This is a genomic window from Brevundimonas sp. (genome assembly GCF_030682035.1).
Lineage (GTDB): Bacteria > Pseudomonadota > Alphaproteobacteria > Caulobacterales > Caulobacteraceae > Brevundimonas.
In genome coordinates this window covers 114,027-137,311 of the sequence record NZ_JAUXQZ010000016.1, presented here as the reverse complement: position 1 = coordinate 137,311, position 23,285 = coordinate 114,027, and the positions used below count along the sequence as shown (strand labels likewise).

Below are 23,285 nucleotides of genomic sequence, written 5' to 3'. Positions count from 1 at the left end.
CTGGGCATGCAACAAGGGGGACGGCCGATGAAGATGCGGATGGGGGTTCTGGTCGGCGCGACGGCGCTGGCGATGGCGACCGGCGGCGCGGCCTGGGCCCAGACGCCGCCCGCCGAGGCGGGACCCGTCGTCGCCCCGACCGCCGCGGGCGGTCTCAGCCCTGACCAGCTGGCCATGATGGAGCGGGTCGCCGACCCGCGCCTGTCGCCCGACGGTCGCCGGGTGCTCTACACTGTCCGCGCCACCGAATGGTCCGGCAACCGCGGCGTCAGCGCCGCCTGGGTGATCGAGCCGGACGGGACGTCCCGGCGGCTCGCGGCCTCGGACGGCGGCGTAGCCACCGCGCGCTGGGCCCCTGACGGCCAGTCGATCTATTTCCTCTCGCCGCGCGGCGGCTCCAGCCAGGTCTGGCGCATGGACCGCGACGGGATGGCGGCGGTGCAGGTGACGACCCTGCCGGTCGATGTCACCGCCTTCCGTCTGACACCCGACGGCCGCTCGCTGGTCGTGGCCCTGGCGGTATTCGTCGACTGCGCCGACCTCGCCTGCACCCGCGACCGGATCAGGGCGCAGGCCGCCTCGGTCTCGACGGTGCGCACCTATGACCGCCTGCCGCTGCGCCCCTGGGACAGCTGGAACGACGGCCGCCGCAGCCATCTGTTCGCCGTGCCGCTGAACGCCTCGGGACTGGCGGCGGGCGAGGCGCGCGACCTGATGGTCGGGGTGGACGGCGATACGCCTTCGCGACCCCAGGGCGACGACGGCGAGTTCGTCATCTCGCCCGACGGCCGACGTATCGTCTTCCAGACCCAGCTGCAGGGCCGCACCGAGGCCTTCACCAACGACCTCGACCTCTACAGCGCTTCGATCGAGGGCGGGCCGCCGGTCAATCTGACCGACGCCAATCCGGCCCCGGATACGAACCCCGCCTTCTCGCCCGACGGACGGCGTCTGGCCTGGCTGGCGGGGCGGCGTGAGAACGTCTTCGGTGATCAGGCGGTGATCATGGTCGGCAATGTCGACGGCTCGGACGCGCGGGTCCTGACCCCCGACTGGGACCGCGGCCCCGGCGCCCTGCGCTGGCGCTCGGATGGGCGGGTGCTGTACGCCGTCGCCGCCGAGAACGGCCAGCAGAAGCTGTTCGAGATCGACGCCCGCACCGGCGCCGTCCGCGCCGTCACGAACGAGGGCACGGTCGCGGCCTTCGACGAGATCGGGGGCCGGCTGGTCCTGTCGCACGAAGGCTTCGGCGGCCCGGCGCAGATCGTCGATGCCTCGAGCGGGGCGCCGCGCGCCCTGACCGACCACAACGCCGCCGCCCTGGCCGGAACCAGCCTGCCCGAAGGCGAGATGTTCACTTTCGCCGGCTGGAACGGCGAGGCGGTGCAGGGCTGGGTGTTCAAGCCGGCCGGCTATGTCGAGGGTCGGCGCTATCCGGCCGTATATCTGATCCACGGCGGCCCGAAATCGCCCTGGACCGACGGCTGGAGCTATCGCTGGAATCCGCAGATCTACACCGGCGCCGGCTATGCGGTGGTGATGATCAATTTCCACGGCTCGCCCGGCTATGGGCAGGCGTTCACCGACTCCATCAACAACCACTGGGGCGACCGCCCGCTGGAGGATCTGCAGAAGGGCTGGGAGGTCGCGCTGTCGTCCAACGCCTTCATCGACGGCGAGCGGGCCTGCGCGCTGGGCGCCTCCTACGGTGGCTATATGGTCAATCTGATCGCCGGCAAATGGAACGGGCCATGGCGCTGCCTGGTCAACCACGCCGGGGTGTTCGACGTCGGCCAGCTGATGAACGCCATGGACATCGCCACCTTCATCGCCGAGTTCGGCGGTCCCTCGTGGGAGCGCGCGGACCTGTACCGCGAGTTCAGCCCCAACACCTGGGTCGGCGAATGGACCAGGCCCATGCTGGTCCTGCACGGCTCACGCGACTTCCGGGTCCCGGTCGAACAGGGGCTGGGGACCTTCTCGGCCCTGCAGCGGCGCGGCATAGAGAGCCGCTTCGTCCATGTGCCGGATGAGAACCACTGGGTGCTCAAGCCGCGTAACTGGGTCGACTGGCAGCAGGAGATTCTGGACTGGACCGCCGCCCATACGGGTCCGGCCGCGCAACCCTGAACGCCTTCCGCCGACCTTCCCGTGGTGCTACGCCAGCGGCCTGATCCGCGTCTTCGTTGATAGGAATCCGTCCATGCGTCACCGTTCCCTGCTCACCGGGGCCTGCGCCGCCCTCGCCCTGCTCGCCGCCGTCCCCGCCCTGGCCGAGACGCCGCCGGTGGCGGCAGCCGAAGCTCCCGCAGTGGCCGCCCAGGATCTGAACACCTTCAGCTGGCAGGACATGATCGCCCTGAACCGGCTCGGCGATCCCCAGGTCTCCCCGGACGGACGCCGGGTCGTCTATTCGGTGACCGCCACCGACGTCGACGCCAACCGCCGCTCGAGCGCCCTGTTCATGATGGACCTGAACGCACCGGGCGAGCCGCAGCGGCTGGCCATCAACGAGGGCGGCGCGAACACCGCCCGCTGGGGCGCGGACGGCAAGCTGTATTTCCTCTCGGGCCGCTCCGGCACAAGCCAGGTCTGGCGCGCCGAGGCCGACGGCACAGGGCCGGTCCAGGTCACGAACCTGCCCGTCGACGTCAACGCCTACCGGCTGAGCCCGCAGGCGGACAAGGTCGCCGTGTCGCTGGCGGTCTTCCCTGACTGCGCCGACCTGGCCTGTTCGGTCGACCGGGCCAAGGCGGTCGCCGACGATCCTGCGACGGGCCAAGTCTATGACCGGATGTTCGTACGTCACTGGGACACCTGGAATGACGGGACCCAGAACCATCTGTTCGTGGTCAACACCGACGGTTCGGGCGAGGCGGTATGGGTCACCCGCGGCTTCGACGGCGATACCCCCTCCAAGCCCTTCGGCGACGAGAGCGAATACACCTTCGCACCCGACGGTCAGTCGATTGTCTTCTCGGCCCGGCTGGCCGGCCAGTCCGAGCCATGGAGCACCAATTTCGACCTCTGGCGCACCAACGGCCTGAGCGGCGATGGGACCTTCGAAAACCTGACCGACGACAATGACGCCTGGGACACCGGCCCGGTCTTCTCGCCCGACGGCCGCACGATGGCCTGGCGCGCCATGGCCCGACCGGGCTTCGAGGCCGATAAATACGCCATCTTCCTGCGCGACATGACGACCGGCCAGACCCGCCAGATCGCGGCCAACTGGGACCGGTCCGCCGACACCCTGCAATGGTCGCGCGACGGACGGACGCTCTACACCATCGCCGGCGACGTCGGTCAGACCCGGCTGTTCGTCATCGACGTGACCAGCGGCTCGGTCGTGCCGATCACCGGCCAAGGTCACGTCTCGGCCTTCCAGCAGACGCCCTCGGGCTTCGTCTTCGCCCAGGACACCCTGACCCGGCCCAGTGAGCTGTTCGTGAAGACCTTCCGCGGCCGCGAGATGCCGCGCCGGATCACCGATGTGAATCCGTCGCTGGACGCCGAGACCTTCGGCGAGCCGGAGCAGTTCAGCTTCCCCGGCTGGAACGGCGAGACGGTGCACGGATATGTCATCAAGCCCGCCGGCTATGTTGAGGGCCGGCAGTATCCGGTCGCCTTCCTGATCCACGGCGGACCCCAGGGGTCGTTCGGCAACAGCTGGTCCTACCGCTGGAACCCCTCGACCTATGCCGGCGCCGGCTATGCGGTGGTGATGATCGATTTCCATGGCTCGACCGGCTACGGTCAGGCCTTCACCGACTCGATCAGCCAGCACTGGGGCGACCGGCCGCTGGAAGACCTGCAGAAGGGCTGGGCCTTCGCCCAGGAACGCTATCCCTTCCTCGACGGCGACAATGCTTGCGCCCTCGGCGCCTCCTACGGCGGCTATATGATCAACTGGATCGCCGGCAACTGGCCCGGCGAGTTCAAATGCCTGGTCAATCACGACGGCGTCTTCGACACCTTCGGCATGGGCTACGCCACCGAGGAGTTGTGGTTCACCGAGTGGGAGTACGGCGGCACGCCCTGGGACAACCCGCGCGGCTACCAGGCCTTCAACCCGGCCAACCATGTGCAGAACTGGCGCGATCCGATGCTGGTCGTCCAGGGCGAGCTTGACTACCGCATCCCGACGGCCCAGGGCCTGTCGACCTTCACCGCCCTGCAGCGGCGCGGCATCGACAGCCGTCTGGTGGTCTTCCCCAATGAGAACCACTGGGTGCTCAAACCCGCCAACAGCCGCCAGTGGCACACCGAAGTGTTCGGCTGGCTGGACAAATATCTGAACCCGGCCGAGTAGCGCCGGCCGAAAGGCGAACGACAGGGGGCGCGTCCTGCACGGGCGCGCCCTTCCCGTTGTGGCCGATGGCGCCGACGGTCACTTTCGCGCGTTGTCAGGGGTTCGACGGAGTCCCGGCTTGCCCAACCCTCTGAAAGACAATCCGAACTGGCTGGTCGTGCGCGACCGGGCCCTGGTTCCGGCCGGAGCCTGGGCGCGGGGGCGGGGCGCCTGGGCGCGCGAGCGGCGGGACTGGGTCGTCGCCAACGATCCGGTCTATGGCGGCTTGCGCCGTCCGGGGCGGCCCGAGGCGATCGCCGCCGGGGGGACGTTCCTGCTTCTGGCGCTGTTCGTGCTCTTCCTCGCCCTGTTCCAGTGGAACTGGCTGCGCGGCCCGATCGGGAACTGGGCCTCGGCGAAATATGACCGCGAGATCGAGCTCAACGGCGACCTCGACGTGAATCTGTTCAGTTGGACGCCCTCGGCGCAGGTGCGGGGACTACGCATCGGCGGTCCGGACTGGGCGCTGGAGCGTGACACGTTGAAGATCGCGGACGCCCAGGTCTCCGTCCGGCTTGGCCCGTTGCTTGCGGGCCGGCTCGAGATGCCGATCGTGCAGATCACCCGGCCGGAGGTGGTGCTCATTTCACTGGCGGACGGTCGCAAGAGTTGGTTGCTGGATCCGGACAAACCCGAGACTGACGACGCCCTGAAGCTGCCGCCGATCAACCGGTTGATCATCCGCGACGGGCGGCTGTCGTTGTCCAACCAGAAGCGCGACATCAATCTGGAAGCCACCATCAGCGCGCGGGAAGGCTCGGACGGGGGCGCCGGTTTCCACCTCGAGGGCCAAGGCACGATGAATGGAACCCCCTTGCGGCTGGAAGTCCGCGGCGGGCCCTTCATCAACATTCGGCGCGACCGGCCCTACGCCTTCAAGGCCGAACTGTCGGGTGTCGGCTCGACCCTGATCGCTGACGGCTCGATCACCCGGCCCTTCGACCTCGGCCAGTTCACCGCGACGCTCAGCCTGCAGGGCCGCGATCTGGCTGACCTGTATCTTCTGACCGGGATCACCACCCCCAACACTCCCCCCTATCGGCTGAGGGGCACGCTGAAGCGGGATGACACCCTGTTCACCTTCAACGATTTCTCGGGTCGGGTCGGCACATCGGACCTGTCCGGCGATCTGAAGGTCGACAAGGTCGGCGACCGCCGTCGGGTCGAGGCGGATCTGCGCTCGCGTCTGCTCGATATCGATGACCTGGCCACCGTCCTCGGCGCCAGGCCCACCGTCACGGCGAGCGGGGACACGGTGGCGAGTTCGGGGGCCGGCGCGAAACTGCTGCCGACCGCCCCGCTGAATGTCGAACGGCTGCGGGTCATGGACGGCACGCTGCGCTACCGGGCGGCGAGGGTGAAGCGCAACGAGCTCGACATCCGTCAGGTCCATCTCGGCGCCGACCTGAAGGACGGCATCCTCAAGCTCGACCCGGTGTCCTTCGACTTCAACCGCGGCTCGCTGAACGGGACCGCGCGGATCAACGCCAACCGGGCCACGCCCTACACCACGGCGGACTTCCGGCTCAGGGGCTATCCGCTGGAATCCATCGTGCCCGCCCGCGACGGAGCCCCGACGGTGACCGGAGCCGCTCTCGGCCGCGCGAAGCTCGAAGGACCGGGCGCCTCGGTGCATGATTTCGCCGCCAATTCCAGCGGCACGATCAGCCTTGTGGTGCCGCAGGGGCGGATGCGTTCAGCCTTCGCTGAACTGCTCGGCATCAATGTCACCGCCGGCCTGGGCAAGCTGCTGTCGGGCGATACAGGCTCCTCGGAAATCCGCTGCGCCGTCGCCGACTTCACGGTGCGTCGTGGGACTGCAACGGTTCGAACCTTTGTGATCGACACGACCCCGGTGCTGGCCAAGGGGACCGGGACCATTGACCTCGGCGCCGAGACCATGAACCTGCGGATTGATGGCGAGACCAAACAGCCTCGCCTGATCCGTCTCTGGTCGCCGATCACTGTCGTCGGGTCCCTGACCGCCCCGAAAGTCGGCGTAGAGGCCGGCGCGATCGCGGGGCAGATCGGCATCGGCGCGGCGCTGGGCGCCCTGATCAATCCGCTGGCGGCCCTGCTGCCTTTCGTAGATCCGGGTCTGGCCAAAGACGCCAACTGCGGCGCCTTGATCTCGTCAGCACGATAGGTTGAGCCGAACGCGGGTTCCGTGCGTATCTTGGGTCTGTCGCCGTATTCGCACTCCAGGACCGCATGACCCGAAGAGGCCTTTTCGCCCCCGCGCTCGGACTGCTCGCCGCAGCCTGTTCGCCCCTGGGCCTGCTCAATACCTTCGGGCCGCGTGACGGCGGGGTGCGCCGTGCCGCCCGCGACATCCCCTATGGCGAGGATCCGCGCCAGACGTTCGACGTCTTCGTCCCCACTGCGCAGCGGGAGCAGCCATGGCCGGTGCTGGTCCTGTTCTACGGCGGGGGCTGGGATAGCGGCGACAAGACCCATTACGCCTGGGCGGCGCAGGCCTTGGCGGCGCGCGGCTTCGTCGTCGCCCTGCCGGACTACCGGCTGGTCCCCCAGGTGCATTTCCCGGCCTTCATCGAGGACGCGGCCCTGGCCACGGCCAAGGTCGGCGAGATCGCCGCTGAGTATGGCGGCGACCCGGCGCGGCTGGGGGTGATCGGCCAGTCGGCGGGAGCCCACCTGGCCCTGATGATTACGTTGGACCGGCGCTATATGGCCGCTGTCGGCGCGCCCGGCCTGATCAAGGCGGCCGTGGGTCTGGCCGGCCCCTATGACTTCCTGCCCTATGACGTCCCGGCCTCGATCAACGCCTTCGGGCGGGCGCCGGACCCGACCCTGACCCAGCCGGTGACCTTCGCCCGCGCCGACGCCCCACCCCTCTGGCTGGGGCACGGGACCGCCGACGTCATCGTCCATGCCGAGGACACCACCATCCTGTGCGCGCGGATGCGGGCGGTCGGCGGCCGCTGCGAATTCAAACTCTACCCCGGTCTGAACCACGCCGACCTGATCTCGACCTTCTCGCCCCTGTTCCGGAAGAAGGCGCCGGTGCTGGACGATGCGAGCGCCTTCCTCCACCGCGAACTGGGCTGATGGCAGAAGGGTGCTGGACAGGCGGCCTGTTGGCGCAACCCCCCATGCGGAGGCCGGATCCCGCTATGCTGACAGCCCGATCGTTGTTCGTGCCCGTGGCCCTCGCGGTCCTGGGGGCTGGCTGCGCGCCGCAGTCCGGCCCGGCTCCGGAGGCGCCCGCGACCCACGCTGTCGCAAGGCTGGCCGAAGCCTGCGTAAATATCGGGGTAAAGGGCTGCACCACCACGGAAGGCGGTTACTTCAATGTCGCCGGCCGCGTCCTCTATTGGCAGATTCAGTCGGGGGAGACGTCGAGCGACCTTTCAGGCGCGGCCTATGTCTTCATCATCAAGGACGGCGCCGGGGATTTGAGAAGCGTCGCCTCAGGCGCAGACGGCTATTTCTACGAGGCCCCGAGCCTGGTCCGGGTCGACCAGACAGCCCATCTGGCCATAGCCGGGCGCATGCGGGGCACAGGGAACTTCAATGCTGACGCTCTCTACCGATTGACGCCGGACGGCGCCTCCCCGCTGGTAAAGCTCGATAATGAGAGTTGGCGAGACACGCTGACGCGCCACCTACCGCCCGGACTGGGCGTCCGGAAAGGCGTCAGCTTCACCTATGGCGACGAAACCATCACCGCCCTGACCTCCTTGTGGCGCGACGCGGACGGCGAATGCTGCCCGACCGGCGGAGAAGCGCGCCTGTTCTTCGCAATCGAGGACGACCGTCTGGTTCTCCGGTCGGCGGAGCGGCTGGCGTCCTGAACCTGAAGCGTGGCCGTCTCGCCAAGGTCACGATCTTCCGCTAGACGAGGTCATGACAGAAACAATGACAACCCAGGCGGCATTGGACCGCCTCGAAGACCTCTACAGCCAATCCGTCTCCAACCTGCGCACCGCGGTGGGGACATTCCTGCGGACCGGCGAACGCGCCGATCCCGTAGCGCGGGCCAAGGGCCTGTTCTCCTATCCGGAACTCAGGGTCAGCTGGTTCGGCGAACGGCCCCTGAACCTCGCCACTCGCGCCTACGCCCGCCTGTCGCGGCCCGGCGTCTATTCGACCACCATCACCCGCCCCGACCTGTTCCGCCCCTATCTGACGGAACAGCTGGGCCTGCTGGAAGCCGACTACGGCGCCACCTTCGATGTCGGCCCGTCTGAGCAGGAGATTCCTTTCCCCTATGTGATGGACGGGTCGGACGTGGCGCTCGACCGCAGCCAGACCGCCGCGGTCGCCCGCCATTTCCCGACCACGGACCTGGCCCATATCGGCGACGAAATCTCCGACGGCATGTTCGACCTGACAAAGGCCTTTCCGCTGGCCCAGTTCGACGGCCTGCGCACCGATTTCTCGCTGGCCCGGCTGCGGCACTATACCGGCACGCCGGTGGAGGATGTGCAGTCCTATATTTTGTTCACGAATTACAATCGCTACGTCGACGAATTCGTGCGCTGGGCCTGCGCCCAGCTGCAGGATCCGAACAGCATCTATGACAAGCTGGTCTGCGCCGGCGGCATCGTCATCACCCGTGACACGCCCAGCCCGGAGACGGCGGTCATGGACGCGGCCTGGAAGAAGCACCAGATGCCGGCCTATCACCTGACGGCGCCGGGCTCCAACGGCATCACCCTCGTCAATATCGGTGTCGGGCCGTCCAACGCCAAGACCATCTGCGACCACCTCGCCGTCACCCGGCCTCACGTCTGGATGATGATCGGCCATTGCGGCGGTCTGCGGCCCAGCCAGACGATCGGCGACTATGTCCTGGCCCACGCCTATCTGCGCGACGACCATGTGCTCGATGCGGTCCTGCCGCCGGACATTCCTATCCCCAGCATCGCCGAGGTCCAGCGCGCCCTCTATGACGCCGCCAAGATCGTTTCCGGCGCGCCGGGCGAGGAGGTCAAACGGCGCCTGCGCACCGGCACGGTGGTGACCACGGACGACCGCAATTGGGAGCTGCGCTATTCCAAATCGGCGCTGAGGTTCAACCAGAGCCGGGCCGTGGCCATTGACATGGAATCCGCGACGATTGCGGCCCAGGGCTATCGCTTCCGCGTGCCCTACGGGACCCTGCTGTGCGTCTCTGACAAGCCGCTGCATGGCGAGATCAAATTGCCGGGGCAGGCCAACCGCTTCTATGAAGGATCGATCTCGGAACACCTGCAGATCGGCATCCACGCCATCGACCTGCTGCGCGCCGAGGGCTCGCGCCTGCACTCCCGCAAGCTGAGGGCCTTCGACGAGCCGCCGTTCAGATAAGGTTTCGCTTTCTCCCTCCCCCGAAGTGGGGAGGGAGAAAGCGCAGCGACCGGGTGGGAATTGTCCAGACGCACCCCACCCTGTCGCCGCTTCGCGCCGACATCCCTCCCCACTTCGGGGAGGGAGAACTACTTTTTCAGCCGCTTCGCATTGGCGACGGCGGTCTTGTGGATCGGGCGCATGGCGTCGGCCTGGCCCTTCAGCATGGCGCTGTTCAGGGTCAGCATCTGCGCCGTCGCGCGGCTCCACCAGCCGACGGCGTAACTGTACTGCGCCTGCATCGCGGCGGCGGGGGTCGCGGCGGTGGCGATCGATGTCGCGGCCCTGGACGCCAGACCCGCCTCGGTCATGACGCCGGAGCCGACCCGACCACCGATGTCGCCGAACGTCTTCGCCATGGCCGAGGCCGAAGCCGACAGCGCCTCCACCTTCTCCGAGCTCATCAGCGAGATTTCCTGCAGGTCAGCCTTGCGCGGATCGACCATGCCCGCGGCCATGATCTCCAGCCGGGCGTTGATGACGTCGCCCGCCGCCTGCATCATCTCGCCCCCCGACAGGGCCGTACTGGCCGCCCTCGCGCCGTCGCGGGTCAGGCGGCGGCCGGTCTTGATGGCTTTGTCGAACTGGGTCATGGCCGATGCCTTGGGCTCCAATCACGTCGCGGGCAAGACTTCGTTGGCGAAGTCGGCGACATCCTTCAACAGGGCGGGAACCGCCGCATTGATGATGGTCCGGCCATGCTCGGGGCTGGCCTGGGCCGGGTCCGAGCCGATCCGCCCGTCCGGGAAGCGCGCGCGATAGTCCAGAGCGTCGCGGATCGGGCCGTTCGGGGCGATCCGGGGGCTGTAGGGCGCCGTCTTGATGTGGTCCGGCCAGGCCGCCTGGGTCACCGCGATCTCGGACGGGGTGGCGTGCATGCCGTGGCCGGTCGGGAAGATGCGGCTGCACAGACTGTTGACCCCCGGCAGGTCCCACCAGTTCTTCAGCTTGAGCACGAACGGCGGAGACTCCTCGACGAAGCTCCACTCCGCATACATCTCGGCGAAGGTCGCCTCGATGGTGGCGACATTGCCGCCGTGGCCGTTGAGGAAATAGATCCGCTCGAACCCGTGCCGGCTCAGCGACGACACCCAGTCGATGATGGCGGCCATGAAGGTCGAGGGCCGCAGCGAGATGGTGCCGGCAAAGGCGAGATGATGCTGGGCCATGCCGATGTTGAAGGTCGGCGCCACGATCAGGCTCCCGTCCTGCTTCTCGGCGGCATGGGCGATGATCTCGGGGCACATCCAGTCGGTGCCCAGCAGGCCGGTCGGGCCGTGCTGTTCGTTGGAGCCGATCGGCACGACCACGGTCTTCGTGGTTTTCAGCCGGGCGTCGATCTCGGGCCAGGACGACAGATGGATCAGCATTGTGGGACTCCGCAGCGAATTGCGGGGGGTCTAGGCCGATTGGCGCGCGAGGCCAACCGTCACCGGGGCGCCGGGGTCTATCGGGCGAACGCCCGCAGGAAACGACGGGCGGCCTCGGCGGCGCGCTGGTCGAGGTCGAACGAGGGCTGGGCCACGCCCAGCACACCGCGCAGATGGCCGTGGCCCAGCACCATGCCCGAAAACATCTCGGCCGCCGCCATCGGGTCGGGAATCGATAACAGGCCCAGCCGGTCCTGTTCAGCCAGCCAGGCGGCGAGGCGGCGCAGGCCTTCCGCCGGCCCGGCCTGGTAGATGGCGTCGGCCAGGTCCGGCATCTCGGGCGACATCAGGGCCACGCCGCGCAACGCCGCCCCCGCTTCGACACGGCAGAGCTTGTCCAGCAGGCCGGCGGCGAGGGCGGTCAGCACGGTTTCGGGATCGCCGCCGGCGCGCAGCGGCGCGCTGATGGCGTCGGAGCGGCGGGACGCGAGGGCGCGGCCGATCTCCAGCTTGCTGGGAAAGCGGTTGTAGAGGGTCTGACGCGACACCCCGGCGCGGCGCGCGATGGCCTCCATCGAGGCCAGGGCGCCCTTTTCCCCGAACAGCGCGAGCGCCGCGTCGAGAATGGCCTCGGTCTTGGTCTCATCGACCTGTCCGGCCGCGCGCGACATCAGTGCGCCTCCACCGGCGAGGCGCCGGGCGGGGTCTTCACGGGGCGCGACAGCAGGGTGACGCAGGCGGCGAAGGCGCAGGCGATGGCCAGCATGGCGAAGGCGTCCCCGAAGGCCAGGGTTGTCGCCTGTTGGTGCAGCATCCCGTAGACCGCCTTCATCGCCGCGCCGGCCGGGTCGATCGAGCCCGCGAACCGCTCCTGCATCCCGGCCAGCATGGCCAGCAGGCGGGCGTCGGTTACCGGAATGTGCTGGGTCAGCTCGCTCATGTGCAGGGCGGTGTTCCGGGTCAGGGAGGTGTTGAGGATGGCCAGGCCGAAGGCGCCGCCGACGTTGCGGCTCAGATTGACCAGGCCCGAGGCGTTCTTGACCATCTCGGGCGGCAGGGTCGACATGGTCACCTGCTGGGCCGCGATCATGGCCAGCATGACGCCGCAGCCGCGCACCGCCTGCACGCTGGCGAACTCCCAGAAGCCCCAGTCCTCGGTCACCTGCCGCGCATCCCACATGCCCCAGGCGCACAGCATGAAGCCGCCGAACATCAGCAGCCGCAGGTCGACCTTGCGCACCAGCCGCCCGGCGAAGGGGGCGGTCAGGAACATGGCCAGGCCCGAGACTACCATGGTCGTCCCGACCTCGGAGGCCGAATAGTGACGCACCCGGCCGAGGAACAGCGGCAGCAGGAAGGTGCCGCCGAACAGGGCCGCCCCGACGGTGAAGGTCATCACAACCCCGACGAGGAAGTTGCGGTTGGTAAAGGCGCGCAGCTCGACGATCGGATTGCGATAGGTCAGCGAGCGCCAGATGAAGGTCGGACCGGTGATGCCGGCGACGACCGCCAGCAGCAGGATCATGTCGTCGGCGAACCAGTCGTTCTTGGATCCCTCCTCGAGCACGAATTGCAGGCTCATCAGGAAGGTCGCCATCAGGCCGAGACCCAACCAGTCGAACCCCCTCGCCAGCGACGGGTCGCCCTTGTCGAAATTGGCATAGCGGCCGACCAGGAACAGAACCAGCATACCGGGGATGACGTTGATGAAGAACAGCCAGCGCCAGCTGAGCCATTCCGTCAGATGTCCGCCCAGGGTCGGGCCGACGGTCGGGGCCAGGGTGACGATCAGGCCCATGACGATACTGGCCGTGACCCGCTTGTCCGGGGGGAAGGCGGTGAAGGCGACGGCGAAGACGGTCGGGATCATGGCCCCGCCGACGAAACCCTGCAGCGCCCGGAAGAAGATCATCGCCTCGATCGACGACGACATGCCGGTGGCCACGCTCATGACCAGGAAGCCGGCGCAGGAGACGAGGAAGACCTTCTGCGTCCCCCACAACCGCGACAGATAGCCTGACAAAGGGATCATCACGACCTCGGGAATCAGATAGGCGGTCTGGATCCAGCTGATCTCGTCGGCCGAGGCGCCGACCCCGGCCTGGATCTGGGGCAGGGACGAGGCCACGATCTGGATGTCGAGGATGGCCATGAACTGGCCGATCACCATCCCGGCGAAGCCGAGCAGCAGAAAGGTCCAGTTGACGGCGGGCGCCGGGGCGGGGGCGGAAACCACCGGCTTCACCGCCTCGCGGCGCCCCTTGGCGCGACGGCGGCGACCACCGGACCGATGGCGGCCTCGGCGAAATTCAGCCCGCCGCGGCTCTTCAGATCGACCTTGACCTCGACCGACAGGCCGGGTCGCAGGGCGGCGGCGCCCGCCGCATCGACGCGGATGCGCACGGGCACGCGCTGGGTGATGCGGGTGAAATTGCCGGTCGCATTCTCGACCGGGATCAGGGCGAATTCCGAGCCCGTGGCGGGGGCGAAGCTGTCGATATGGCCGACCAGCCGCTCGCCGGGGAAGGCGTCCGCGCTGATCTCCACTGTCTGGCCGAGACGCAGACGGTCCAGCTGGGTCTCCTTGAAGTTGGCGACCACATAGGCGTCGCCCAGCGGCACGATCGACAGAATCTGCCCGCCCGGCCGCACATATTGTCCCACGCGGACGCCGCGGGCCCCGACCACGCCGCCGACGGGTGCGCGGATGACCGTGCGGTCCAGCGCGATACGGGCCTGTTCGACCTGGGCGCGGGCGAGGTCGACGGCGGCCAGGCTCTGGCTGCGGCTCGAGCCCAGCACCCCGGCGGTGCGCTGCTCGGCGACCAGGGCGGCTTCCGCCTCGGCGACCGAGGCCTGGGCGGTGCGGGCCCCGGCCTGTTCGGTCTGGATCCGCTGCTGCGACACCCAGCCCTGTTCGGCCAGTTTGCCATAGCGGTCGACCTGCTGGGCGGCCAGTTCGGCCTGGGCATGGGCCTGGGCGACGCCGGCGGCGCGCGAGGCGATCATGGCCTGTTCCTGGGCGGCGCGGGCATCGACATTGCCGACGGCGGCGATCACGGCGGCGAGATTGGCCTCGGCCTGGGCCAGGGCGGCGCGGGCGTCGGCGTCGTCCAGCCGGATCAGGATCTGGCCCGGCGCCACCCGCTGGTTGTCGGCCACCAACACCTCGACGACATAGCCGTCGATCTGGGGGCTGACTCCCGTGGTGTCGGCGGCGACGAAGGCGTTGTCGGTGGCCTCCCAGCGCTGCTTGCCCTGCCACCAGACGAAGCCGCCGATGATCAGGGCCAAAGCCGTGACGGCGGCGACGATCAGGGGGAGGCGCTTCTTGTTGGCGGGAGACAGGGTCATGACGAACTCGGGCGGCATGTCGGGGAGGACGGCCGCATAAATGGACAGTTCTGTCCAGAAATCAACCGCCCTGAGGGTGAGCGCTCTACACATCCTGTTTCCGAACGTGCTTGACCGCAGCGGCGCCGGGGCATCGAATACGGCCAAGCTGACCGGAGATCCTCGATGAAGCGCCTCGCCGCCCGTTTCGCCCAACCCGCCAGTCTGCTGATCCTGAGCTGCGCCATCCTGTTCGACCTGCCGCTGGCGGTCGGGCTGGCCGGCATGGTGATCGGCGCGGGGGCCCTGTTCATTCCCGACCGCTGGACGGACTAGCGCCTCTCCCGCCGGGCGCGGGGGTCTGCTAACCGATCGCCATGAAGCCGCCCCGGGCCCGTCCCAAACCCCCGCCGAAACGCCCCGCCGTCATGACCGGGGCGATGGTCCCCGTGCTCGGCTGGCCGCCGGACGAGGACCGGGTCGAGGCGATCTTCGAGCGGCTGGCCCGGACCATGCCCGAGCCGAAGACCGAGCTGAACTTCTCCAGCCCCTATACGCTGGTGGTCGCCGTCGCCCTTTCGGCCCAGGCCACCGACGTTGCGGTCAACAAGGCCACGGACAAGCTGTTCGCCGTCGCCGACACCCCGGAGAAGATGCTGGCGTTGGGGGAGGCGGGGCTGGTCCCGTACATCGCCTCGATCGGCCTGTATCGCGGCAAGGCGAGGAACGTCATCGCCCTCAGCCGCATCGTGCTGGAACAGCACGGTGGCGAGGTGCCTTTGAACCGCGCCGACTTGCAGGCCCTGCCCGGCGTCGGCCGCAAGACCGCCAGCGTGGTGCTGAACGAACTGGGCATCGAGGCCGCCATCGCCGTCGACACCCACGTCTTCCGCGTCTCGCACCGGCTGGGTCTGGCCAATGCCGCCACCCCCGACAAGGTCGAGGCCCAGCTGTTCCGCGTCGTGCCCGGGCAATGGTTGCCCAAGGCCCACCACTGGCTGATCCTGCACGGCCGCTACACCTGCACCGCTCGGAAACCGAAATGCAGCGCCTGCGTGATCAGCGACCTGTGCCCGAGCCGGGCGGGGCTGGCAGCGTTGGGGGAGGCGACGTAGGTTTCCTTCTCCCATCGGGAGAAGGAGGGGCCCGCTCGGCGCAGCCGAGCGGGAGGATGAGGGGTTACGGAGCCTGACGTCCCTGGTGCCGGACGCCCTCACCCTTTCGCGCAAGGACGATCGCTGCGCTCTCGTGCGCTCAACCCCTCTCCCCTCGGGAGAGGGATCAGAGCCGCGCCCTGACCGCCGCCGCGAACCGTTTCCCGCCCTCCGGCGCCGAGGCCAGATAGAAGTCCGGCTCGATCAGTTCGGCCTCCATCAACAGCCAGTTCCCCGCGGCGTCGCGCGCCATGTCGATGCGGGCGTAGAGCAGGTCCTCGTCGATCGCCGCCAGCGTCTTCTCGGCGAGCGCCAGCGCCCCCGCCGGGGGCTCGGGCAGGGCGACATAGCCGCCGCCGTACTGGACCTGGACCCGGAACTCGCCCGGGACAGGCCGCTTCCCGACGACGTGGCTCAGCTTGCCGCCGAAAAACAGCAACGAGGTCTCGCCCTCGGTCTCTATGGTCGGCAGATAGGGCTGGATCATCGCCGGCCCCTCGGGCGCCCCGTCCATCCGCTCGCCCCGCGCCAGCCGCAGCGTCTTGTAAGCCCCGCCCGAGACGCGCGGCTTGACTACGATCTGCTCGACGCCGAACCGGTCAAAGGCGGCGTCCGCGTCGCCTTGCGTCGGGGCGTCGATCCAGAGGGTGTCGGGGATGGCCACGCCCTGATCAGCCAGCCGCCCGAGGTAGCTCTTGTCCGAATTCCAGCCCAGCACCGACGGCGGGTTCAGCATCCGCACGCCCGCGGCCCCCCAGGTCGCACAGGCCTGCATCCAGCGGTCATGGTCGCGGTGATAGCCCCAGGCGATCAGCGGCAGCACCAGCGGAAACCTTGTCAGGCCGTCGGCGCTTGCGATGTGGTCCGTCCACGGCGTCGGAACCGCCGTCAGCCCGCCGGTCGCCAAGGCCTCGCCCAGCCGTTCCAGCACACCGGGCCATTGGCCGGCATAGGAGGGGTCGGCGGCATCGGGTGTCAGGACGGCGATCTCGGTCATGGCGCGCTCATGCCAAGGTTCGCCCTCTTTTGCCATCGTCATCCTCCGGCGAGGCGCTCAAGGCTGATCGCATGCGATCAGCCGAGGGGTGGCGCGCAGCGCCGGATGTGGGTCGGCTCTGTCCTTCGGCGCAAGCCGCCGCTCCGGACAGCGACACGGCTTACGCCGACTGCCGCAACCCGACCCACGCCCTTTCGCGCAACCAATCGCTACGCTCCTGGGCGCTCAAGCCCTCTCCCGACGGGAGAGGGTTTCATCAACGCCTCGACTACCACTCCCTCGGTCAGAAGCTGGGGCAGGATGCGCGGCTCCGCTGAGCCGGGCGAATACAGCAGGTACAGCGGAACGCCCGACCGCCCGTGACGCTGCAACTCGGCGGTTATGGCGTCGTCGCGCCGGGTCCAGTCCCCGACCAGATAGACAGCGTGGGTCCGCTCCATGGCAGCCTTCACACCCGCCGAGGTCAGCGACGTCCGCTCATTGATCTTGCAGGTCACGCACCAGTCGGCGGTGAAATTGACCAGCACCGGCCGTCCCTCGGCCAGCGCCGCCTTGACAGCCGCCGGAGACCACGGCGCACTCACTGGCCCCGCGCCCTGCACGGACGCCGCCGGGCCGGCTGCGGGGACCGGAAGCCGCGCCGCCAGAATCAGGGCCGCGCCTGCCAGCAGCAGGGCGGCCACGCCAGCGGTCAGATGAAACACACCCCGCCGCCCGAAGCCGCGCTCGGCCTGGCCGCAGCCGACCAGCCAGACGCCGAGCGCCAGCAGCAGGCCCGCGATGAACAGCAGGCCCAGCGCCTCCGGACTGGTCTGGCGGCCGAACACCCAGGCCAGCCACAGGGCCGTCGCATACATGGGAAAGGCCAGCAGTCCCTTCAGACGCTCCATCCACGGTCCGGGCCGGGGCAATCTCGCCAGCAGACCGGGCGTCAGGCTGACTGCGACGAAGGGCAGGGCGAGCCCGAGCCCCAGCCCCAGGAACACCACCAGAGCCATCGGCCACGGCATGACCAGCGCCGCCCCCAAGGCGAAGGCCATGAAGGGCGCGGTGCAGGGCGCCGCCACGATCACCGCCAACGACCCGGTGAAGAAGGCTCCGAGACCGCCGGGCAGGCGCGCCAACGGTCCCGACCCGACGCCCTGCAGCCCGGCCCCGACATGGAAGACGCCCGACAGGTTCAGCGCTACGGCCAGCATCAGCAGGGCCAGACCGGCCATCACCGGCGGCGACTGGAGCTGGAAGCCCCAACCCACCGCCTCGCCCGCCGCGCGCAGCACCAACAGGACTCCGGCCAGCAGCACGAACGTGGTCATTACGCCCGCCAGAAAGGCCAGACCATCGCGCCGGGCGTGACGGACGTCATGGGCCGATGCGGCCAGCGACGCCGCCTTCATCGCCAGGATCGGGAAGACGCAGGGCATCAGGTTGAGGATCAGCCCGCCGAGGACGGCAAACAGCACGGCCTGGGCGAAGACGGCCAGACTCGTTCCAGCTCCGGCTCCGACGGCCGGTTCCGCGCTGGCGCCGTCCGCCGCGGCGGCCAGTTCGCCCGATCCGCTGGTCCCGGCCGGTGCGGCGCCCTGCTCAGCCTTGATTTCCCAGGCGCCGTGGGCGGTGACCAGCACGCCCTCGATGGGACCAGACAGGCCCGCCGCCCGCGTCTCGCCGCCGGGCAGAAGTCGCAGCGTCAGCCCCTGCGGTCCCCAGACGCCGGTCTGGGCGGCGGGGTGGTCGATGATTCCGCCTTCGAAGGGGAAGAAATAGCTCGCTCCCGGATCACGCCCGGCCAGCGGTCCGCCGGCGGCGCTGAGAACCAGCACGCCGTTATCGAGCGCCATCCGCGCCTCAAGTCCGGCGGGCCGTGGCGCGCTTTCCAGCACCGCCGTAATGGCGGCGCCGTGGCGGGGGTCCAGTGGGGCCGCGCCCTCTCGGACCGGCAGGTCCAGTCGCAGGGTCAGCTCGTCCGGCACGCACATCTCGGCGCTGCACACGAGGAACAACGCCTTGACCGCGAGTGTCAGGGTGGTCCCCGACCGCGCCGAGGCCGGGATTTCGACCGGCACCGGCAGATAGACGACGCCGGAATAACCGTAGTTCATCAGGCCTGCGATCCGCTGCCGCTCGGGAACCGGCCAGACGATGTCGCCGGCCCGGACGCCCTGCGGCAGGGTCCAGGTCAGTGTCGTGGCTCCGCCCGAATCGCCCGGATTGCGCCAATATGTGTGCCAGTCCGGCTGGATGGTTTGTTTGACGGCCACCACGGCCGTCGACCCCGGCGTGGCCCACGCTGACATCGGAACCAGCTCCGCCTCGATCCGCTCGGTGCGCTGTGGTCCTGCGGGGCTCGTCTGGCCCGCGGCCTGGGCGGGCCACAGGCACAGCGCCGACAGAACCGGGGCCAGCCAGATCAACACTCGAACGAAAAGGTTCACACGGCCTCCGGAGATGGTCGCGGCGACCCTAGCCGTCCGGACCACCCTCCGTCACCGCCCGCGTGGAGCGGCCCGGTGTCGCGCCCGCAGAGGTTCAGCGCGGGATGGCGTCGATCAACACCTCGGTGCGCCGCCGCATCGGCTCGCGCACACCGGTGGCGTCCGCGGCGCCGGCCTCGCCCGCCGCCTCCACCTCAAAGACCGGCGCGGGCCAGCCGGCTGCGGTCAGGGCCTCGGCCACCGCCACCGCCCGGCGTTCGGACAGGCTCTGGTTCGCCGTCGCCCCGCCGCGTGCGTCGGCCAGGCCCAGCACCTGGACCTTGCGGATGTTGCAGCCTTGCAACTGGGCCGCGGCCATGCCGATGGCCTGCCGCGCCGCCTCGGTCAGCCGCGCCTCGCTGTCCGCGAAATAGACCTCGAACCGCTTCGCTGTGCAGGCGGACGGCTCCGTGACCACCGCGGTTCGATCCATGAACCGCGTCACCCCGCACCCGGACAGCCCAACCGCGACGGCGAGCCCTGCAAACCCCATCAACCGCTTCATGTTCAACCCCTCATGAAAAGGGCGGCCCGCCTCGCGACGAACCGCCCTGAACGCTCAGTCAACCAGCGCCCTACTGGCGACGCTGGCCATTTTCCCAGTAGCACTCGGTCTGACGGCCGTCGTAGCAGTAGTAATACCGGTTCTGGCTGTCGCGGTAGCGCTGCTGGTTGGCCCGGTCCTCCTGGGATCCGCGGATTGCGCCAGCCGCGCCGCCGACGACGGCGCCGATGGCCGCGCCGCGTCCGGCGTTGCCGCTGCCGGTGTTGTTGCCGATGATGGCGCCGGCGACGGCTCCCAGTCCGGCGCCGATAGCGCCCTGGCGGACCGTTTGGTTGGGGTTGCCGTATTGGTCTGTCGCGCAGGCGCTGACCAGAAGACCGGCGCCGGCGATCGCGATGATTGCCTTGTTCATGGATATTTCCTTCATCCCTCGGGTTCGCCCCACGGGTGAGAACGCTGGATAAGCGTGGCGGTTCCCGCGCTATGATAGAGGTTAAGCCTGTATTAGGCTTCGATCGGCGTCGCGCGGAGGGTGCGGCCTCGATTTTCTGGGTTGAGACGGGGGTTTCGTATGCGTTTTTCTGAACCGGTTCGCATGGCGGACGAGGGCGAGCACAGTCCGGTATGGGCCCGCTCCAAACGGCGCTCGGGCAATCCGCTGGTGGGGATCATTGTCACCCTGCTGGCGCTGTTCGGCGTTTTGACGGCCGTACTGGGCATCAAGGAGCAGTCGCTTGCCGAAGGTGGAGCCATAATGGACGGCTGGATCACCAAGGGCGTCTCCACGGTAAAGGGTGAGGCCCCCAAGGTCGCGGACGAGGCGGCCGCCGCCGCCGGAGCCGCCGCTGAAAAGGCCGGTGACGCCGCGCAGGCCGGGGCAGCCGCCGCTTCCGACGAGATGAAGAGACAATAGTCACGCTTGGGCGCTCCCGATCGGAACATCGTTCCGGTCGGGACGTTCGGGCGGCATGACTGATACCGCAACACCGGCGAGTGATATCGCGCCGCCGGCCGAGACCCTGATCGCCGAACCCCATGTCTTGACCCCGCACGTCGCGCTGGGGCGGGTCATCATGCTCGTTAATCCGCTGTCCGGCGGCGTCGGCGCGAATGCGGCGGACGAGGCGGCCGCCATCCTGGCCGAATACGCCTGCGAAACCACTATCGTGGCGCTCGACGGCGGCCAGTTCGACGTCCAGGTCCAGGAGGCGCTCGACGCTTGCCCTGACGCGCTGTTCGTATTGGCCGGGGATGGAACCGCCGGCACCATCGCCTCGCGCGCCGGGCCCGATGGGCCGCTGATCGCGCCCTTGCCGGGCGGAACGATGAACATGCTGCCCAAGGCGCTCTACGGCACCGCTGACTGGAAGATCGCCCTCAAACTGGCGTTGGAGGAGGGTGCGCCGCAGCGTGTTGCGGGGGGCGAGGTCACCGACGGCGAGTTCCGTCAGGCCTTCTTCTGCGCCGCCATCCTGGGGTCTCCGGCTCTTTGGGCTCCGGCCCGAGAGGCAGTTCGCGAGGGCAAGTTCGGTCTGGCCTGGGCCTATGGCCGCCGAGCGCTCAAGCGCGCCTTCTCCGGACGGTTGCGTTTTTCCCTCGATGGCCGCGCTGATCGCCGGGCCGAGGCGCTCGTCCTGATCAGTCCGCTGATCTCCAAGGCCATGGACGAGCATACCGGGCTCGAGGCCGCGGCAATGAACCCTGCCGACGCGCTCGAGGCGTTTCGGCTGGCCGCTCACGCGGTCTTCACCGATTGGCGCCAGGATCCGGCTGTTACCACGAAGGCGATCCAGAAGGCGACGGTCCGCGCCCGGTCGCGCATTCCGGCCGTGATTGACGGCGAGCCGGCCCTGCTGCGCCACGAGGCCAAGGTCCGCTTCATCCGAACGGCCTTCCGGGCCTTGGCTCCCAATCCCCCGACCCCCGGGGAAAGCGTCTAGTGGGACGCATCCTGCAGTTTTCGGACATCCATTTCGGCTGTGAGCACACGCATGCCTGCGCCGCCGCCATCGACTACGCCCATGCCACGGCGCACAACCTGATCCTGATCACCGGCGACATCACCCAGCAGGGCCTGCCTGACGAATTTGAGGCGGCCGGCCGCTGGATCGCTAGTATGCCTGACCCGCGCTTCGTCATCGTCGGCAATCATGATGTCCCGTACTGGAGCCTGTTTGCACGGGTGTTCAGCCCGTGGAAGGCGTTCGAACACGCCACCGGCCACCCGGCCCACGACCACCAGTTCCTGAGCCCTGACCTGATGGTGCGCGGCGTCGTCACCGCGCGCGGTTGGCAGGCGCGGACCAATTGGTCCAAGGGCGTCATCGATCTTGAGCAAACGCGCAAGGCGGCTGAGGCGCTGCGTCAGGCGCCGGTCGGGGCACTGCGCGTTCTCGCCTGCCACCATCCTCTGGTCGAGATGATCGGCACTCCCATGACCGGAGAGGTGAAGCGCGGCGACGCGGCCGCCCTGATCTTCGCCGAGGCCGGGGTTGATCTGATCACCACCGGCCACGTCCATGTCCCGTTCGCCCTGCCGATCAGCTTGGGCGACCATTGCTCGTACGCGGTGGGCTGCGGGACGCTGTCCCACCGTGAACGGGGCGCACCGCCCAGTTTCAACCAGATCGACTGGGACGCTCACCACATCACCGTCACAGCCATGGCCTGGACCGGCGACCGTTTCGAGCCCGACCAGACCTGGAAACTGCCGCGCCGTCAGGACACCCGCCGGACCGCCACTGCGCCGGATCCGAACGAGGCCGGTCAAATGGAAAAGGCCGTGGTCTGATCGACTACGGCCTTCCCTGATTGGCGTGCTTTCGAACGCGTCGCTGTTCCGCCTCAGCGGCGCCGGCGGTTGCCGTGGGATTTTTCGGTAAATGCCGCCGCCACCATGGTGGCGAGCGCCGGGTTCCGCAGGAATATCCAGCCGCCCGCCAAGGCTGCGACGGTGCCGAGGATGGGTCGCTGCCGGAACAGCATATAGGCGCGCTGGCCCATGCCCGAGGACTCCTCTTCATCTTCCTCTTCTTTAGCCTCGCTGCGGGCGACGAAGATCAGGGCCACAGCGAGGGCGGCTACAGCGAAGAGCAGGAAGGTGATCGCCGCGGCGGCCAGCGGAACGACGACCAGTTGCAGAGCATAGAAGATCGTCGCCCCGAGCGCCAGTATGGCGACCAAGGCGGCGCCCGCCGCAACCGAGGCCGCGACGGCCTTCTTGACCAGATCTCTGGCCATGCCTCCGCCGAACATCAGCGCCGCCGGCCGGCGAGCAGAAGGCCCAGGACGACGCCAACACCGAGGGCGATGCCGGTGGATTGCATCGGACGCTCTTGCACTCGCTCCACCAGATAGCGTTGCGCTTCGTCGAAGCGTTCGCTGGCGTCGTCGTAATACTCCCGACCCCGGACGCGGGCGGTGTCATAGTAGCCCCGGGCCCGCTCGCGCAGGACGTCGGTTTCTTCGCGCAACCGGGTCTCGGCCTCCGCCGCCTTGGCGCGCAGGCGGGCTTCCGCCGCCGTCGCCTTTTCACGCAGCCGGGCCTTCTCTTCGGCGCCGAGCACCTTGAGATCGTCCTTCAGCGTATTGATGTCGTTCTTCACGGCTGTCCGTGCTGCCTTGGTCGTGGCCATTGTGCGCGCTCCGCTTTGCAAGCTTGACGGTTAGATAGAGAACCCTGAGCCGGAACGCCACTGTGTGGTGACGGTTCCCGCATCGCAGCATGACCTCGAGGTGGCGGAGCGCCG

At 68.7% G+C, this 23,285-nt stretch carries 22 protein-coding genes; 11 read left to right on the top strand and 11 right to left on the bottom strand.

The genetic code is table 11. The features are described 5' to 3' along the window. Positions 1–6 precede the first annotated feature (6 nt). The 6 genes from Q8K49_RS03755 to Q8K49_RS03730 all read left to right on the top strand — a co-directional run bounded on the left by Q8K49_RS03755 (position 7) and on the right by Q8K49_RS03730 (position 9,664). Positions 7–2,130, top strand: coding sequence for a S9 family peptidase (locus tag Q8K49_RS03755; protein ID WP_305304170.1), 2,124 nt, complete (start codon positions 7–9; stop codon positions 2,128–2,130). A 73-nt stretch (positions 2,131–2,203) separates the two neighbouring features. After that, complete coding sequence (locus Q8K49_RS03750; RefSeq protein ID WP_305304168.1) at positions 2,204–4,312, top strand: S9 family peptidase; 2,109 nt, start codon at positions 2,204–2,206, stop codon at positions 4,310–4,312. A gap of 118 nt (positions 4,313–4,430) precedes the next feature. After that, positions 4,431–6,497 (top strand): AsmA family protein, encoded by a 2,067-nt coding sequence (locus Q8K49_RS03745; protein WP_305304166.1) that lies wholly within the window; start codon positions 4,431–4,433, stop codon positions 6,495–6,497. A 65-nt stretch (positions 6,498–6,562) separates the two neighbouring features. Then, the gene (locus Q8K49_RS03740; RefSeq protein ID WP_305304164.1) at positions 6,563–7,420 is read left to right on the top strand and encodes an alpha/beta hydrolase; all 858 of its coding nucleotides are present in this window, start codon (positions 6,563–6,565) and stop codon (positions 7,418–7,420) included. Between the two features lie 65 nt (positions 7,421–7,485). Continuing rightward, a complete protein-coding gene (locus tag Q8K49_RS03735; protein WP_305304162.1) occupies positions 7,486–8,166 on the top strand; it encodes a hypothetical protein in 681 nt (226 codons plus the stop codon). Positions 8,167–8,230: 64 nt separating this feature from the next. Beyond that, complete coding sequence (locus tag Q8K49_RS03730) at positions 8,231–9,664, top strand: AMP nucleosidase (RefSeq protein ID WP_305304161.1); 1,434 nt, start codon at positions 8,231–8,233, stop codon at positions 9,662–9,664. A gap of 128 nt (positions 9,665–9,792) precedes the next feature. Here the strand turns inward: Q8K49_RS03730 and Q8K49_RS03725 are convergent, their stop codons facing one another. From Q8K49_RS03725 to Q8K49_RS03705, 5 genes are all read right to left on the bottom strand, one after another. Further along, positions 9,793–10,296: a phasin family protein gene (locus Q8K49_RS03725; RefSeq protein ID WP_305304159.1), complete on the bottom strand. Its 504-nt coding sequence runs from the start codon at positions 10,294–10,296 to the stop codon at positions 9,793–9,795. A 21-nt stretch (positions 10,297–10,317) separates the two neighbouring features. After that, the gene (locus Q8K49_RS03720) at positions 10,318–11,073 is read right to left on the bottom strand and encodes a creatininase family protein (protein WP_305304157.1); all 756 of its coding nucleotides are present in this window, start codon (positions 11,071–11,073) and stop codon (positions 10,318–10,320) included. Positions 11,074–11,150: 77 nt separating this feature from the next. Further along, the gene (locus Q8K49_RS03715; RefSeq protein WP_305304156.1) at positions 11,151–11,744 is read right to left on the bottom strand and encodes a TetR/AcrR family transcriptional regulator; all 594 of its coding nucleotides are present in this window, start codon (positions 11,742–11,744) and stop codon (positions 11,151–11,153) included. Further along, positions 11,744–13,309 carry a DHA2 family efflux MFS transporter permease subunit gene (locus tag Q8K49_RS03710; protein WP_370867721.1) on the bottom strand — a complete coding sequence of 522 codons (1,566 nt, stop codon included), beginning with the start codon at positions 13,307–13,309 and terminating at the stop codon, positions 11,744–11,746. Before Q8K49_RS03710 ends, Q8K49_RS03715 begins: the two co-directional genes overlap by 1 nt. Before the next feature lie 5 nt (positions 13,310–13,314). After that, entirely contained in the window at positions 13,315–14,427 is a 1,113-nt protein-coding gene (locus tag Q8K49_RS03705) for an HlyD family secretion protein (RefSeq protein ID WP_305304201.1), read from the bottom strand. A gap of 165 nt (positions 14,428–14,592) precedes the next feature. On the opposite strand from Q8K49_RS03705, the gene Q8K49_RS03700 reads away from it, so the two are divergent. Beyond that, complete coding sequence (locus Q8K49_RS03700) at positions 14,593–14,742, top strand: hypothetical protein (protein WP_305304154.1); 150 nt, start codon at positions 14,593–14,595, stop codon at positions 14,740–14,742. 41 nt (positions 14,743–14,783) lie between these two features. Further along, positions 14,784–15,521 (top strand): endonuclease III, encoded by a 738-nt coding sequence (nth, locus tag Q8K49_RS03695; protein ID WP_305304153.1) that lies wholly within the window; start codon positions 14,784–14,786, stop codon positions 15,519–15,521. 166 nt (positions 15,522–15,687) lie between these two features. Here nth and Q8K49_RS03690 read toward each other — a convergent pair whose 3' ends face one another. The 4 genes from Q8K49_RS03690 to Q8K49_RS03675 all read right to left on the bottom strand — a co-directional run bounded on the left by Q8K49_RS03690 (position 15,688) and on the right by Q8K49_RS03675 (position 19,948). Next, complete coding sequence (locus tag Q8K49_RS03690) at positions 15,688–16,557, bottom strand: RimK family alpha-L-glutamate ligase (protein ID WP_305304152.1); 870 nt, start codon at positions 16,555–16,557, stop codon at positions 15,688–15,690. A gap of 209 nt (positions 16,558–16,766) precedes the next feature. Next, entirely contained in the window at positions 16,767–18,992 is a 2,226-nt protein-coding gene (locus tag Q8K49_RS03685) for a protein-disulfide reductase DsbD (RefSeq protein WP_305304151.1), read from the bottom strand. Positions 18,993–19,086: 94 nt separating this feature from the next. Next, positions 19,087–19,464 (bottom strand): OmpA family protein, encoded by a 378-nt coding sequence (locus tag Q8K49_RS03680; protein WP_305304149.1) that lies wholly within the window; start codon positions 19,462–19,464, stop codon positions 19,087–19,089. 142 nt (positions 19,465–19,606) lie between these two features. Then, positions 19,607–19,948, bottom strand: a complete 342-nt coding sequence (locus tag Q8K49_RS03675) for a YMGG-like glycine zipper-containing protein (RefSeq protein ID WP_305304147.1) — start codon at positions 19,946–19,948, stop codon at positions 19,607–19,609. 159 nt (positions 19,949–20,107) lie between these two features. Between Q8K49_RS03675 and Q8K49_RS03670 the strand changes: the two genes are divergently transcribed. From Q8K49_RS03670 to Q8K49_RS03660, 3 genes are read left to right on the top strand one after another with little or no spacing between them, the layout of a single operon-like run. Next, entirely contained in the window at positions 20,108–20,449 is a 342-nt protein-coding gene (locus Q8K49_RS03670; protein WP_305304145.1) for a hypothetical protein, read from the top strand. A gap of 55 nt (positions 20,450–20,504) precedes the next feature. After that, entirely contained in the window at positions 20,505–21,476 is a 972-nt protein-coding gene (locus tag Q8K49_RS03665) for a diacylglycerol kinase family protein (protein ID WP_305304143.1), read from the top strand. After that, on the top strand, positions 21,476–22,327 hold the full coding sequence (locus tag Q8K49_RS03660) for a metallophosphoesterase (RefSeq protein WP_305304141.1): 852 nt from the start codon (positions 21,476–21,478) through the stop codon (positions 22,325–22,327). Before Q8K49_RS03665 ends, Q8K49_RS03660 begins: the two co-directional genes overlap by 1 nt. Positions 22,328–22,380: 53 nt before the next feature. On the opposite strand, the gene Q8K49_RS03655 is transcribed toward Q8K49_RS03660, so the two are convergent. Both Q8K49_RS03655 and Q8K49_RS03650 read right to left on the bottom strand, forming a co-directional pair. Then, a complete protein-coding gene (locus Q8K49_RS03655) occupies positions 22,381–22,776 on the bottom strand; it encodes a hypothetical protein (RefSeq protein ID WP_305304140.1) in 396 nt (131 codons plus the stop codon). Between the two features lie 14 nt (positions 22,777–22,790). Beyond that, entirely contained in the window at positions 22,791–23,171 is a 381-nt protein-coding gene (locus Q8K49_RS03650; RefSeq protein WP_305304138.1) for a DUF883 domain-containing protein, read from the bottom strand. Positions 23,172–23,285: the final 114 nt, after the last annotated feature.